Source organism: Bacillus sp. FJAT-29937 (assembly GCF_001509555.1).
In the GTDB taxonomy this organism is placed as follows: Bacteria; Bacillota; Bacilli; order Bacillales; family Cytobacillaceae; genus Cytobacillus.
In genome coordinates, this window is sequence record NZ_LMAS01000009.1 from 105914 (window position 1) to 119994 (window position 14081).

At 37.8% G+C, this 14081-nt stretch carries 15 protein-coding genes; 11 read left to right on the top strand and 4 right to left on the bottom strand.

The features are described 5' to 3' along the window. Positions 1 to 74: 74 nt before the first annotated feature. The 5 genes from AR328_RS18145 to AR328_RS18165 all read left to right on the top strand — a co-directional run bounded on the left by AR328_RS18145 (position 75) and on the right by AR328_RS18165 (position 6546). Positions 75 to 1226 (top strand): M14 family zinc carboxypeptidase, encoded by a 1152-nt coding sequence (locus AR328_RS18145; protein ID WP_231734997.1) that lies wholly within the window; start codon positions 75 to 77, stop codon positions 1224 to 1226. Between the two features lie 562 nt (positions 1227 to 1788). Next, positions 1789 to 1989, top strand: a complete 201-nt coding sequence (locus AR328_RS18150; protein ID WP_066299304.1) for a cold-shock protein — start codon at positions 1789 to 1791, stop codon at positions 1987 to 1989. 472 nt (positions 1990 to 2461) lie between these two features. Further along, complete coding sequence (locus AR328_RS18155; RefSeq protein ID WP_066299311.1) at positions 2462 to 3325, top strand: LysR family transcriptional regulator; 864 nt, start codon at positions 2462 to 2464, stop codon at positions 3323 to 3325. Between the two features lie 584 nt (positions 3326 to 3909). Continuing rightward, a complete protein-coding gene (locus AR328_RS18160; protein ID WP_197414490.1) occupies positions 3910 to 5088 on the top strand; it encodes a M24 family metallopeptidase in 1179 nt (392 codons plus the stop codon). Between the two features lie 111 nt (positions 5089 to 5199). Next, on the top strand, positions 5200 to 6546 hold the full coding sequence (locus AR328_RS18165) for a sodium/glutamate symporter (protein WP_066299315.1): 1347 nt from the start codon (positions 5200 to 5202) through the stop codon (positions 6544 to 6546). 808 nt (positions 6547 to 7354) lie between these two features. Here AR328_RS18165 and AR328_RS18170 read toward each other — a convergent pair. Next, positions 7355 to 7624 (bottom strand): type II toxin-antitoxin system RelE family toxin, encoded by a 270-nt coding sequence (locus AR328_RS18170; RefSeq protein ID WP_066299322.1) that lies wholly within the window; start codon positions 7622 to 7624, stop codon positions 7355 to 7357. Beyond that, positions 7617 to 7838, bottom strand: coding sequence for a hypothetical protein (locus AR328_RS18175; protein WP_066299329.1), 222 nt, complete (start codon positions 7836 to 7838; stop codon positions 7617 to 7619). Before AR328_RS18175 ends, AR328_RS18170 begins: the two co-directional genes overlap by 8 nt. A gap of 360 nt (positions 7839 to 8198) precedes the next feature. On the opposite strand from AR328_RS18175, the gene AR328_RS18180 reads away from it, so the two are divergent. The 4 genes from AR328_RS18180 to AR328_RS23570 all read left to right on the top strand — a co-directional run bounded on the left by AR328_RS18180 (position 8199) and on the right by AR328_RS23570 (position 10026). Beyond that, positions 8199 to 8753: an HXXEE domain-containing protein gene (locus AR328_RS18180; protein WP_066299340.1), complete on the top strand. Its 555-nt coding sequence runs from the start codon at positions 8199 to 8201 to the stop codon at positions 8751 to 8753. A gap of 180 nt (positions 8754 to 8933) precedes the next feature. Beyond that, positions 8934 to 9200, top strand: a complete 267-nt coding sequence (locus AR328_RS18185; protein WP_066299343.1) for a hypothetical protein — start codon at positions 8934 to 8936, stop codon at positions 9198 to 9200. Between the two features lie 347 nt (positions 9201 to 9547). Next, positions 9548 to 9760, top strand: a complete 213-nt coding sequence (locus tag AR328_RS18190) for a hypothetical protein (RefSeq protein ID WP_066299346.1) — start codon at positions 9548 to 9550, stop codon at positions 9758 to 9760. A 2-nt stretch (positions 9761 to 9762) separates the two neighbouring features. Beyond that, the gene (locus AR328_RS23570) at positions 9763 to 10026 is read left to right on the top strand and encodes a type II toxin-antitoxin system RelE family toxin (protein ID WP_066299349.1); all 264 of its coding nucleotides are present in this window, start codon (positions 9763 to 9765) and stop codon (positions 10024 to 10026) included. 114 nt (positions 10027 to 10140) lie between these two features. On the opposite strand, the gene AR328_RS22915 is transcribed toward AR328_RS23570, so the two are convergent. Beyond that, positions 10141 to 10299: a hypothetical protein gene (locus tag AR328_RS22915; protein ID WP_197414491.1), complete on the bottom strand. Its 159-nt coding sequence runs from the start codon at positions 10297 to 10299 to the stop codon at positions 10141 to 10143. A 224-nt stretch (positions 10300 to 10523) separates the two neighbouring features. On the opposite strand from AR328_RS22915, the gene AR328_RS18200 reads away from it, so the two are divergent. Both AR328_RS18200 and AR328_RS18205 read left to right on the top strand, forming a co-directional pair. Further along, positions 10524 to 12752 (top strand): AAA domain-containing protein, encoded by a 2229-nt coding sequence (locus AR328_RS18200; protein ID WP_066299354.1) that lies wholly within the window; start codon positions 10524 to 10526, stop codon positions 12750 to 12752. Positions 12753 to 12928: 176 nt separating this feature from the next. Beyond that, entirely contained in the window at positions 12929 to 13246 is a 318-nt protein-coding gene (locus AR328_RS18205) for a hypothetical protein (RefSeq protein WP_066299357.1), read from the top strand. Between the two features lie 66 nt (positions 13247 to 13312). On the opposite strand, the gene AR328_RS18210 is transcribed toward AR328_RS18205, so the two are convergent. After that, complete coding sequence (locus AR328_RS18210) at positions 13313 to 14023, bottom strand: class I SAM-dependent methyltransferase (RefSeq protein ID WP_082677305.1); 711 nt, start codon at positions 14021 to 14023, stop codon at positions 13313 to 13315. Between the last annotated feature and the right edge of the window lie 58 nt (positions 14024 to 14081).

Here is a 14081-nt window from a genome sequence, read left to right on the forward strand (position 1 = left end):
ACCATTCCGTTTAAATACTCTTCCAACTATACTAGAAATGTATTGAAAATTATGATAGTTTGGGAGGGCTTGTGTTGAAAAGATTATGGAAGACTTTTGTTGTAGTAACGTTCTTTATGTCAGCTCTACTAACATCTCAAGCATATGCAGCTGACACCATTCCTGGTGGTCCATCGACAAATGGAAACACGAGCATGGATAGTATGATTACATACGATGACATGATTAAAGAACTGAAGAAAATCGAACACACGAGTAAAGGGAAAGTAGAAGTATTCACGTTAGATGAATACGGAAAAAGTGAACAGAACCGAAGCTTCTACGCAGCTAAAGTGGGTTCAGGCCCAATTAAAATTTGGGTACAAGCGCAAATTCACGGTGATGAAAAATTAACAACGGATGCTGTATTGGAACTATTGAAAACGTTTGGCAGCAGTGGGTCCCAAGATATCGAAAAGATCCTAAATGAAACAACGATTTATGCCATCCCAATGTATAATCCGGATGGAAGCATTATGAATACACGAACAACTTTGCTTCATGATGAAAATGGACAGCCTAGAGTAGGAAACACAGGCCGTGCCATGACAATTGATTTAAATCGTGATTGGGCAGAAAACGGGTTTCAAGCAAAAGAATCACTTGTCTTCTACAAATACTGGGCAGATGTGAAACCAGATTTCGCTGTGGATCTTCACCATCAAGGATTCAAAACAGTATACGGAACAAATGAATCAACATCCATGTCACTTGGTGTATCATTAGCACCAAATGGACCGACTTTACCAGGTATTAAAGACGGCTTATACAATGATCTTACACGCCAAATGAACGTCTATGTATACGATGCATTAAAGAATTACGGCCATATGCATATTGACCGTTACCAAGTCGGCAGTGGCGATAAGCGATACGAAATTGACATCAAAGGCGGAGTTGTTTCTGCGATGATGATGGGCCTAAACTACGACAATATTAATCCAACAAATCACAGCAACCCAGCCATCTTTTTTGAAACGAAAGGAAATACAAGAGATGGAAATCTAGGTCAAAAATCAAATGGGCACTTAGTCAAACAAAATTACCTTGGATTAAAAGCCTTAATTTACGGCTTAGCCACAGGCGAAGTGCAAAAGGTTAATCCAAACCGCTGGGGAGAAGAGATTCCTGCTTATCCGTTAGCTGGGTATCAAAATGATACTGGGATTGTTCCGGTGAGTTATTAAAAAAGGATGGAGCCCCATAAGGAGTGTGATCCTTATGGGGTTTTTCGTGTATTTGAGTTTCTTTAGTTTAAATAGGCATCAAAGAAGAAGCCTGCCTCTAATTTTTTAGTGCAGTTTAACTTTAAAAACTGGGGGCATGCATCTTTTTGGAAATTTCAAGTTTGAATTGGTGACAGCAGGCTCTGTCTATTTTTTTGGAGGACAGGGGATCCCTTATTTCTATTAAATCCGCCCGTTTTGGGAATGAATAGGACAGAGAATCTGTTATTAATGAAAAATATAAGAAATTAGCCTTATTTTCAAGCATTAGCGGAATCAGAGTCCGTTCATCTCTATATAAACAGCATTTTAGGGTAATTAACGGAACCAGTGTCCGCTTTCGTAAGCAGAAAGACAGAAATGTGTACATACATTTGCTATTTCATGATACATCTGTTACTGTTAGAGAGAATTATTTTTGTTCTATATCAGATTAAGAATAGATTTTGTTTTTCGTCTAAGGTTATTTGAGCAAGGATAGTAACAAATTGTGTGGGATATTCCGCACTAGGAGGAAATAATTATGGAACAAGGTAAAGTTAAGTGGTTTAATGCAGAAAAAGGATTCGGTTTCATCGAGCGTGAAGCGGGAGAAGACGTATTCGTACATTTCTCAGCAATCCAAGGCGAAGGTTTCAAATCTTTAGACGAAGGTCAAAGTGTAACTTTTGAAATTGAACAAGGACAACGTGGCCCACAAGCTACAAATGTTCAAAAAGCTTAATAATTGCTAAAGACAGACCTTTATGTTGGGTCTGTTTTTTTATTTTTTAAGCAAAAACAAAAAAATCCTATTCAAAAAATGAATAGGATTTTTACAGCAACAAACACGAAACAGTAAAAAGTCAAATGGTAGACTAAGTATAACACGGTAAAGCAGTAATCCCTAATTTTTATTTGCCTTTTTCGTTCTACACTATTATTAATATTGCCTACTCTCCATAAAAAATGCCTGATTCCAGTGCGTTAATCCATTAATTAATGGGGGATTGCCGGCGAATCTTTCTTGAGGAAAAGTGCCAGACCCCCGCCACGGTAATGCTTTACAACACTGGAGGACAGGTATCCTTTTCCCATTAATTAGGGGGCATTTTAAAGTGCTCCCTTTTTCACAAGATGCTTCTTTCTGTCTTGCGCGTTAGGTTCGTTATGCTATAGTTTTATTAATATATGACATACTTTAGGGGATTAGGGCAATGGAGGACCAAGATTGGCTAATACTGCAGGTGCTTTATAAACATAAAAATATTACAAGAACAGCTCAGGAATTATTCACTTCTCAACCTTCCATAACGAAACGACTTCGTAAAATGGAAATAGAATTCGGTGTTCCCATTGTGAAAGGGGGAAGAAGGGGTGTTCAGTTTACTCCTCAAGGGGAATTTTTGGCAAAGTCAGCAGATTATGTTCTTTTTAACCTTCGCAGAATTAAAGAGAAAGTTCAAAATATGGATACACAAGTTGCTGGGACTTTAAGAATAGGTTTATCCAATTACTCTACGAAACAAAAGCTTCCAGGGATTTTGAAAATGTTTAAAGAGAAAAATCCAAATGTGGAGTTTCAAGTAATCACCGGACACTCCCGGGAAATCTATGATTTGGTTTATAATCGGGAAGTACATGTTGGATTTGTTCGTGGAAATTTTAACTGGACCGACGAAAGCCATTTATTATTTGAAGAGCCCATTTGTCTAGCATCTGTTGGCAATATTAGTTTAAAAAATCTCCCTGAACTGCCGCGAATAGATTATCACACGGAACACAGCTTAAAAACAATACTGGACAACTGGTGGATAGAGAACTATTCCGAGCCGCCCCTTATTGGGATAAAAGTAGATAATGTAGATACTTGCAGGGAAATGATCATCAATGGCTTGGGATATGCAATCGTACCAAGACGAATATTAGATAATGATGAACATGTGAATAAAATAGACATCAAAGATAAAAGGGGAAAGCGGATTTTAAGACAAACATGGATGTACTATAAAAATGAAACTCTTGAATTGAATACTGTACGCGCTTTTGTCAACTTTATTAAAAAGTTAGACCTGGAATAAGGAACCAAACGAGACTGGACTTGTTTGGTTCTTTTTTGTCCCATATTTTAGGTATTCAATTCAGGTATCATTATCTATTCAAAACGGATTGTTTTTTTGTAGCTAAGTACGAACTATAATTAGACCATGAAGAACTTCATTTATTTTTTAAAAAGGGTTAACCCTCCGAAATATTTACTGAAAATTAGGACTTATCTATCTTAAGAGGAAATATAGGAAAGGCGGCTTAAATTTAACTTGTAGGGATAAATGTGTATATTGTTGCTTTATTAACTATGGTACTTGTACTGTCGATCATGATTTGTAGTCGCCAATGAAAAAAGCTTAATTTTAAAATGAAGGAGTTGTCACGGATAATGTCATCCATAAATTACGAAAAGTTGTTAATAGATTTTGAGCCCAATTTCGAATTTGTTCCACCGAAGGCGATACCACCGGAAGAATTTCATGGCAGAATTGAGCGTATGCGCCAATCAGCAGCAGATCGCGGGCACGACGTTCTTCTTATTCATGCAGACGGCGCTAAGTCTTTTAAGACTACAAATATGTATTTAAGATATGCGTGCGATTGGGCACGCGAGGGTGTGCTAATTATTCCCACGGACAGTAGTAAAGGACTTCAGTTAGTCTCCTTCTTTACCCAATCTGTTATTCTTCCGCCACCCGGTGAACCAATAGGGATTGAGAAACTCTGGCAAGTTGGAGCACTCGGTCAGGAATTCTCAGGGCGTTCGAGTACGTCTGAAGTTCAACTGGTTGAAGCTATGTCTAAGATTTTAACAGATTTAGGCTATAGCTCGGCAAGCGTTGGGGTGATGGGAGATCGTTCGTCCACCCAGTATTGGGAAGGGATTAGAATAAAACTACCAAAGTTAAAAATTGTGGATGAGACTCAGATTATTATAGATATGCAGACAATCAGGTCAAAAAACGAACAGGATCTGATACGAGCTTCTGCCCAGCTAATGGACATTGGATTCCAGGCTGCGTGTCATGTAACTAAGCCTGGGGTAACGGATTTTGAAATTTATGCGGCTTTCACGTTTGCGCAGATGGCTCGTGGCGGTGAAAGCGGGGATGGGTATCAAATAGGGATTAATAGGTTTGGTACCCACTGTGGAAAACCATATGGACATAAGGTGGCTGCTGGCGATCTCATCAACATGTATATGTCTGCTTTGCCATATCATGGCTATACGGCCCAGGCTGCTAGGATGATCGCAGTTGGCGATATCACTGTAAAACAAGAGGAAACTCTTGAGGTATGTACTGAAGCTGTGCGTCGAGCGGAGAGTATAATCCGTCCTGGTGTACCTTTCTGTGATCTCCATAAGGCTGCATTTTCAGTGTACCTTGAGCACGGATACCTCAAGGACGATACAACAGCTACGATGTCCTATAACTGGGCCCCACTTGATGATTTATCAGCTAGAGAAATTCCATTACAGTATGTTCAAAATAAGGATTATGAAAGGTATGGAAGGAAGCTTCAGCACGTGTATCCGCCAGTAGCTGGTCCTCATAACCCAAATTTAGGACATTCCGTGGGCATGTCAGGTAATCCCAAATTCAACATCACGTCTCACAATACAGATATTATTGAGCCTGGAATGGTTTTTGTATTGCATGCTCAATGGCTTGATCCATTGAAGTCGGGTGCTAATATTGGAAATTGCTATCTAGTCACAGAGGATGGATTCGAGAACCTCAATTGTCATACACCACTTGAAACGATTCGAATAAAGTCTAGGTTGTTTGCATAATCCGAGGCTTAATGAAGTAGTTGCATTATACGAAAAAAACATGAAACCGTACTACCAAGAGTAAACTTAAATTTTTTTAAAAATTCAATCCATTGTAAAGGGTGATTGTTTATGATTGAAGAAGTATTTAATACTTTGATGGTATTCGGTTTGCTTTTGATTGCTGGAGTGGCTATCCGTGAGTCTGTCCCCTTTTTTCAAAAGTTTCTAATTCCATCTAGTGTAATCGCCGGATTTTTAGGGCTGATTCTCGGGCAACAGGTGCTAGGTTGGATTACAATCCCTGAATCATTTTCATCTATTCCTATTTATGCAATGTATATTTTGATGACCTGTGTGCCTTTAGGCATTACCGTTACAGGTAAGAAGGTTATCCAGCATATGGATTTTGCTTTTGGTAACATGATTATGTATGGATTCCAATTAGTTTTTGGTGTTCTTATCGGGGCTCTGCTCATCGGCTTCTGGCCGAATCTACCTGAAGGCTGGGGTTTAATGGGGGTTGCTGCATTATTCGGCTCACATGGAAGTGTTCCTATTGTTTCAAGTGTTATTGATCCAACTGGAGAGCTTGGTGCGCAAAGTATCGGGATGGTTATGGCTACATTAGGTGTACTTCTAGCTATCATACCAGGTATCATTGCAGCTAACTATGGTGTTCGTCGTGGATGGGGTGCTTTTACAAAGGATATTAAGAATAAAGATAAGAGCTTCTTCCGCGGTACTCTTCCTGAAAACGACCGTAAACCGATAGGCAGACTGACTGTTAGTCCTAGCAACGTAACTTCAATCGCTTTCCAGCTAGGTATCCTTGCTGTCAGTTTTAAATTTGGTGAGCTAATTTTAACAGGTATTTCTTCCGTGGTTCCATTCCTTAGTAATATTCCAACGATGATATACGGAATTGTCGGTTCACTTATTTTGTGGCCAATCATGAAAAAGGTGAAATTTGATGGGTATGTTGATAAACCGACCATTAATGAAATAAGTAATTTTTCTTTGGAAATCATCATATTAACAGCTTGTGCTTCTATTCAGTTAAGTATTATTAGCGAATTTTTAGTCCCTTTATTAATCTTAACTCTTATTATATGTGTTGTTACATTCATTTTTACCCATTTCTGGTATAAGAAAATTAATAATCCAGAATGGTTCGAAAAGTCATTAATGAACTATGGGATGGCAACTGGTTCCAACCCTCAGGGGCTTTCTCTCGTTCGTGTTGTTGATCCTAAAAATGAATCCAGCATTTACGAGGCGCTAGGTGTCTATAATGCCGTCTTTTTCTGGAATAAACTTCTCCTGCCTTTGGCTGCGTCCCTGATACTCATAGGTACGGTCATTCCCGTTTATATTATTGGAACCGCTTTAATGATTGTTCCATTAGTGTTAGCCTATATTCTCTTCTTCAGGAAGAGAAAGGGTGCAGGCAAGACTAAGGCAAGAAAAATTTCTTAACCAAGGACTGAATTAATAAAAGCTAATCTGATTCCAAAATCTATTAAATATTGAAGAGTAATAGGCATTGCCATAAAGAATTTTACTGCGCAATATTGTTTCGTTGTAAAGAGTGCGATCTTACACAAAAAAATCGCACTCTTTTTTTGTGAAGGTATCAGAAAAAAATGAACGACTCCATAAAAAATCGTGTTACTACCATAGAATTACATGTTTACGGGTGGCCAGCTGCATCCATTTATTTGCGGACTGAGAATCCTTTATTTCTATAAAATCCACACTTTTTGCGAATGAAAAGGACAGAGAATCCCTTATTAAATGAAAAACATGAGAAATCAGCCTTATTTTCAAGCATTAGCGGAATCAGAGTCCGTTCACCTCTAAAAAACAGCTTTTTTGAGCAATTAACGGAACCAGTGTCAGCTCCCAAGGCGTAAGGAAGGTTTTTTTAGCTACCAAGATTCAGTACTGTGCTTGAATTATCGAAAGAAAAAGGTTAGGCTCAAGTTTCTTTTGTAATTATTGAAGCAGTGGGAGCCAACAAAACTGAAGAAGTTAATTTGCAGAAAAATAATGTAGAAGTTTAAGACGCTATTAATCATTATCATTTTGAGATGGAATAATAAAAATGGATGGCTATATTTATTCCCAAATAGGGAGTGTGAGTGAACTAGAAACAATTTTTATGATGGGTGTAGAGGCAAAAAGAAGCACTTGCAACAACTGAAAAATCTTATTAAAACAGCGGTGCAATATTAATTAATACTAGAAAAATTAAATAATGATTTAGGAGATTTATTCAGAGCTCTTATAAACGTTTATAAACATCGCCACGACTATTTATGTCTTGAATATTTATTATTAGTTTCTCATCCTGGATCTGATAGATAATCCTGTATTTTCCCACCCTAATTCTGTAGACATTCTCGTAGCCAATTAGTTTAATGCTTCCAAAATATGAGTATGGATTTTCAACTAAGGCATGTATGACATTAATAATTCTCTCTTTTGTTACTCTATCGCATTTTTGAAGAAACCTTAAAGAGGATTTAGACAATTCAAGCGTATATTTATTCATTTTCTAAAAACTCCTTACGTAACTGGTCTATCGTAAATGAATAGGTTTCTCCATTTTCATACTCTTTACGAGCCACTTCAATTGCTTTTATTTCGTCTTCTGTAGCTTCCTCTTCAGGCATTGTTAAAATTTTGATCATCTTCTCAAGTTCGTGTAACTTCTCATCTGGTACAGTTTCAATCAATTTAAGAATCTCTTCTCTTCTCACAGCCACTTTCATCAACTCCTTTATTTCTTATTATATCGTAATCATTATAATTTAACATAATTCATATTGAGCACTTTCAAAAGAACTGCGTTATTGGCAAACAATAAACTAAAAATGTCAAATTGAAATAGAATTGAAAGGATGCATTTTATAGATCTATTTTCAATAATGAAATATTCTTTCTCTGATATTTGTAAAAATTGGCGAAATTTAGGAGTAAAGTATTCCTTGAATGTTTACTTCTTCTATTTAATTCCCATTGATCATATTATTAAACTGAAGTAATGCCTATGAAATTGTTTACACTTCAAATCCAGCTTTATTTTTATTCTTAACCTTATCGTGATGATAAACAGGAGGAGAAAGATGATAGAGGTATTCCAAGAATTCTTCTATATTGAAACAGTGATTTGGTTGTTTCCTATCATGTTTATGATTCATGATTTGGAGGAAATCATAACCATTGAGGGCTTTATGGACAAGCATAAGAACAGGGTTCCAAAGACTATCCTTACTAGAATTGTAATGATCGGCAGAAAAATATTGGGTGCGAAATCAAGCCAGTTTTCCGTAACGACCGCATGGATTTTCCTTATTTTATCCATTATTACTTTCAGGACTGCCTATCTTCTTCCAAGCGGGGAGAACTTTCTTCTATTTACTGCCGCATTAAATGTTTTTTTTTTACAGACGTTTTCTCATATTAGCCAAACCATTATTTTCCGAAGTTATACGCCTGGTGTCCTAACGGCAGTTTTCATTGTCATTCCATATACGCTTCTAACCTATGCTCTATTGTTTGAATGGGGCTTCATAGACGGACAATTAATATATAAAAGTATTCCCATTAGCATTTTAATGGTACCCATTTTTCTTATTGGTGGGCTTTTGGGACGTCGAATAATCCATCCAATTGATTGAGGATGTTAAGGAGTTTCAGATTTACTTACCTATGTTTAAATTTTTCCTTCTTTAATCACACTGCGGCACAAATCCTACTATGTCAGCTTCATATTTTCATGTTACAAGCAATCCCAGTTTATTTCCTAAATTTCTAATGATATGATGTGAGTAAATACACCTTAATCGGCGGTGATGATGATGAATAAAGTTTTATCCTCAGAGGAACTCATGAAGTTTATTGATGATATGGATCGCGAAAATTCAGTCATGCAATTTTCTATTCCGGGTAAAGGAAGATTTACTCTTGTTCTTCAAGAGGAAGATGAACAATCAATATATGCTGATGTAAAGAAAAATCCGCAACTTGAATGGATGTTCAAAGAAAGTGAGGAACAATACAGTAAAGGTCTCGGAATGACGACCTCAGACCTATTAAAATCACTTAAAGATAAGGAATTTAAGTAAATACTTTGGAAAATATAAAGGAATTTCAAGAATCGTTGTTAAGAAGTTTCAGATTTATTTTAAAGAAATGAATAACACTATCGTTATTATTGCGGTTTTATTTCCAGGTGATAATAAGTGAATTAATTTCATAATACTTGATTTTTAAAAACACAGCCCCGCAGAATTTTACTATAATATTTTTTGAATTTTATGCAGCTTGTTTTCGTAAAAAAGTCACAGGGAGTATTCCTCCAGTCTTAGATTGGGTGTGGTAACTTACTTATGAACCCTTGATGCTGTATGGGTTAAAATTATGAAATTAATTCGATATATTAACATTAACAATAAAAAAGGGAGTGTATATGATGGCAATGTTAGAGGAAAAAAGAAAGCAATTGCATGATCTAATAAATGCAGCTCCATCCGAAAAATTATCGGAACTGGAAAAGCTAATTAGAATTACGTTAATTCCCGAAGAAAAACCAACTGAAGAAGAAAAGAAGATAATAGAGCAGGCTGAAAAGGAATTCATTAATGGGGAAACATATTCTTTTGAAGAAGTATTCGGGAACGAATAATAATGTATAAATTGGAGTTTTCTAAGCAGTCCAAAAAGTTTATTGAGAAACAAGATCAGACAACTAAGAAAAGAATAAGAAATATTTTGTTGTCACTTGCTGAAAATCCTTATTCCCATAGTGACACTATAAAATTAACTGGTTATGTAAATGTGTATCGGGTTAGAATTGGAAAGTATAGGATCCTTTATAAAATCATAGACGATAGACTTATTGTATATGTAGATGGTATAGATAGTAGAGGACAGGTATACAAAAGAAAATAATCAAAGGCCTTGTGGATAAAAATGCCTGCAGGAGATGTTGATCCCCGGTAAGTTAAAGTGTTACCTTATCGGGGAACAGGCATCTTTTTCAAAAGCCACTCAATCTAATGCTTGTCAATCCCGCATCGCCCCAGCTTCCCGCGAAGTCATCGCCCCTTGCCCTGCATTAACATCTTTCCTAATTTCCTGTTTCACTTTCTGCGGATCCGTTCCAGTAAATCCTGATTGCATATTAGAACTCAAATTCTTATTAGCTTGTTCATTCTGTTGCATACAATTCCTCCTCGAATTGATTATTTAACCTTCATAGTATTTACTAATCTCGCTCTTATATCCCGATGGCTTGGTCTTCGTTTAAGTGCCGGCTGCTTTTTTCCAATGATTTCAATCGGATATACGCATGGGGTTTAACAAACGTGGCAATCATTTTAATGTATAATAACCAGTACGATTTAATCGGAAATTATCTATGAGCAGCAAATTAAAAGGGGAAACAAATGACAACAACCAATACATATATCAAAGAATGGCAGCAAGCCTTACAACAAGAGATTAATCACTTAAAAAAATTCGGCGGAAGCCGCTATTCTGTCAAAAACGGAAGGCTGTTATCAAATGACGGTCCGTATAGCTATTATTTTGATACAGCCATCTCATTAAAAATTCCAGTTGGTTCCTCGATCAAATTGGAATGGGGAACGATGAAAAGCAGTGGAAAGGTGCTTTCTTCTGAGGGTAGAGGAATTATTCTAGCGCTGGAACAAAACTTTGGCGACCTCATCCCAGATGCGTATCTGCTGCATGACCCATGGGAATTGCTAGAACAGTTAATCGAGCGCTTGGATGAAATTAAAAAAAGTAAACAGAAGCGACTGAGAGTGAAGAGGTTGATGAATCCTTCCATGGAGACGAAACATCCAAAGGAAAAGATCAAGAGTAACGTCCATGAGTTGGTTTTGCGGTCTAAATACAATCCGGCCACGTTCGTCTGGGGGCCACCGGGTACCGGAAAAACATACACCTTGGCCAGGACAGCTGCTAATAAATATTTTCAGAAGAAAAAAGTGTTGATTTTGTCGCATAGCAATCAGGCTGTTGATGTCTTAATGGCGGAACTGACTGATTTTATAAAAAGGAAAAAAAGATTTCATGAAGGGGATGTGCTCCGCTATGGCGGGAACAGCGGCGAAACTCTAACAGCCCACAACGAAATTACGACAAATCTGCTGATTGAAAAGCAGGACCCGCTCCTTGCCCAGGATAGAGAGAAACTAATTGAAGAAAGGCGCCACTTAAAGCAAGACCTGGCTCATTCTTTCAGTAAAAGAGATTCGGATCAGCTGTTGGAACTAGAAACGAAGATTGCCAGGATGCTGGAAAAGGTCCGGAGGAAAGAAGTTGAATTAGTCAAAGAAGCGTTCATTGTCGGCACGACGCTGGCAAAGGCGGCTAGTGACAGCGCTATTTATGAACCGGAATATGACCTCGTCATCCTCGATGAAGCAAGTATGGCCTATGTTCCACAGGCAGCTTTTGCCGCAGCCTTGGGAAAGCGTGTCATTATTTGCGGCGACTTCAAGCAATTGCCCCCGATTGCCGCAAGCCGGGATCCGCTTGTGGCCACATGGCTGAAAGAGGATGTGTTCCATAAGGCGGAAGTGGTGGATTGGTTGAATGAAGAGAAGCTTCATCCGCAGCTATTTTTATTAAAAGAACAGCGGAGGATGCACCCGGATATTTCAGCTTTTACGAATCGTTATATCTATCATTCACTCGTTGGCGATCACGAAAGTGTTTATAAAAGCAGAAATCGGATCACAAGTCTTGCTCCTTTTAAAGAACGAGCGGCTGTGCTTATCGATACAAGTTTCACTGGATTGCATTGTATCAGTGATAAAGCAACCAATTCCAGGTTCAATCTTTGGCAGCTGCTGCTGTCTTTTCAATTGATACACGAAGCGTACTTAGGTGGAGCAAAATCAATCGGGTATGTGACCCCATACCGTGCTCAGGCAAATCTAATGGAGCAGCTGTTACAAGAGGTATATGAGGAAGAGCGCAGCCAAGCGGATATCATCGCGGCTACTGTCCACCGTTTCCAGGGGAGTGAACGGGATGTGATGATCTTTGATACGGTTGATAGCGCCCCGCAAGAACGGGCTGGAATGCTTTTAACAGGCAAGGAAAGTGAACGTTTGATTAATGTGGCCATTACAAGAACGAAAGGGAAATTTCTTCATGTCAGCAACAGAAATTTTATCGAAAATCATGTTTATCCAAGAAAAACGCTGCGGCAACTTGTTGACCATCAAGTTAGGAACAAAAAAACGGTTACAACGAAAGATATTGGCTCTTGGATTCGCAATCAACACCCAACATTAAGCTGGATGCATGCGCGAAAAATAGAAGCTGTCTTTCAAGACTTGAGATCAGCAAAGGCATCGATTACCATCTCCTTGTCTGAGGGTAGTATGTTATCTGAGGAATGGACTAAGCAGTTATTAAATAGAAGAAAACAGGTAAAATTAACCGTTATTTCGAATCAAAATTGGAGCAATTCCGATATCTGGCTAGACGAAAGCTTTCCCTTTCCGTTTTTGATCATTGACGGGAAGGTTTTGTGGCTCGGACTTCCACTTGAAGGCGCTAGGGGAGTCGAGCCTCCATATGTAGCGGCTAGGCTTTATTCAAGTAATGTGTGTGAATACCTGTTAAAACAGATATAAAAGCTTAGGTGGTTCTCTGTCTGTATAGACGTGGGAACCACCTCTTTGTTTATTTTCAAATAGTTCGTTATAAAACTTATCACAGTAGCGCCTCCTCCAATATGGTCAAAATTGGTAACATAAAGCCTCATGAAGGAATAGTTTATTACTGTATTGAAAAAGAGGAGGCGATTGTCTTGCATTATCCTGTTTATCCACTAAGAGATACGCATCAGCATCATCATCATCATGAAAAGTGTAAAAAGCATTTGTATCAATTTATTCAAATTGAATTAAACGATGGCTCTGTTTTTCAGGGGTTACTTCACAGCTATGATCATGACAAAATGTATCTGATCATGCCTAGAGCACATCAATCCCACCATATGACCATGAATGTTCATATGGATGATGATGAAAGTCGTTTATTTCCTTTCTTTGGCCCCTTTGGTCTATTTGGCTTCCCATTCTTTGGAATAAGAAGATTTGGACCATTTTTCCCGTTCTTTATCTAAATTTCAACACGATAAAAAGGCTTGCGGTACAAAATGTACTGCAAGCCTTTCTAAGTTACAGCGCACTTACTTTGTGCATGTAATGATTCTGTAGTCTAAAGTACCATGATACTTTGTCAATATATTAAAATGCTGAAGGAGGACCGAGTAAAGTTCAGGCTCAATATAATTTGAGTACTGAAATTCAACCGCTGGATTGTCTTGAGGGATCGAATATTTATTATTGATTATTTTTATGTTCTTAAAACCTGTGTATTTCATAAAAGCAATCCAATCCTTCTCCGTAAGAACGTGATCCAATCCATAAAATTGTTTAATCTCCTCAATTTCATCTTTTTCGAGCGGATGGTTAATGGTTAGCTCATTTGCAATGAACCGTCCATCATTTTTTAATAAACGAAATATTTCCTTAAGAGCCCTAGGCTTATTGACAAAAGCAAGAACTGATTCGGAAATAATAAAATCAAATTGATGACTCTCCAATGGACATTTTTCTATTGAACCTTGAATAATTTCTACTGGCAGTTCGTGTTTTTTCATTCTTTTTTTTGCCTTTCTCACCATGATTGGATTAATATCCATTCCCGTTACGTTTGCACCGTATTTAGAAGCAAGGTAGGCAGCTGTTTGGCCCGTACCACATCCAACATCTAATAGTTGTGAAGTGTTGTTCAGATCCTCTAGCATGAATATTTCCTTCGTTAAATGAATCCCCCCGGGGTGTGCCCCCCCAATACCAAATTTAGACAAAAAGTCCAAATACTTTGAATTTCCCATCTGAAGCACCCTCTTCATACATCTTTTTTGCATGATATGTAAGAAAAAGGAAGTGGGT

Excerpts from the sequence above, each read along its gene's own strand:
- AR328_RS18190 (WP_066299346.1), top strand. The coding sequence starts at position 9,548 with ATGGCAATGTTAGAGGAAAAAAGAAAGCAATTGCATGATCTAATAAAT.
- AR328_RS18180 (WP_066299340.1), top strand. The coding sequence starts at position 8,199 with ATGATAGAGGTATTCCAAGAATTCTTCTATATTGAAACAGTGATTTGG.
- AR328_RS18185 (WP_066299343.1), top strand. The coding sequence starts at position 8,934 with ATGAATAAAGTTTTATCCTCAGAGGAACTCATGAAGTTTATTGATGAT.
- AR328_RS23570 (WP_066299349.1), top strand. The coding sequence starts at position 9,763 with ATGTATAAATTGGAGTTTTCTAAGCAGTCCAAAAAGTTTATTGAGAAA.
- AR328_RS18170 (WP_066299322.1), bottom strand. The coding sequence starts at position 7,624 with ATGAATAAATATACGCTTGAATTGTCTAAATCCTCTTTAAGGTTTCTT.
- AR328_RS18165 (WP_066299315.1), top strand. The coding sequence starts at position 5,200 with ATGATTGAAGAAGTATTTAATACTTTGATGGTATTCGGTTTGCTTTTG.
- AR328_RS18150 (WP_066299304.1), top strand. The coding sequence starts at position 1,789 with ATGGAACAAGGTAAAGTTAAGTGGTTTAATGCAGAAAAAGGATTCGGT.
- AR328_RS22915 (WP_197414491.1), bottom strand. The coding sequence starts at position 10,299 with ATGCAACAGAATGAACAAGCTAATAAGAATTTGAGTTCTAATATGCAA.
- AR328_RS18200 (WP_066299354.1), top strand. The coding sequence starts at position 10,524 with ATGACAACAACCAATACATATATCAAAGAATGGCAGCAAGCCTTACAA.
- AR328_RS18210 (WP_082677305.1), bottom strand. The coding sequence starts at position 14,023 with ATGGGAAATTCAAAGTATTTGGACTTTTTGTCTAAATTTGGTATTGGG.
- AR328_RS18155 (WP_066299311.1), top strand. The coding sequence starts at position 2,462 with ATGGAGGACCAAGATTGGCTAATACTGCAGGTGCTTTATAAACATAAA.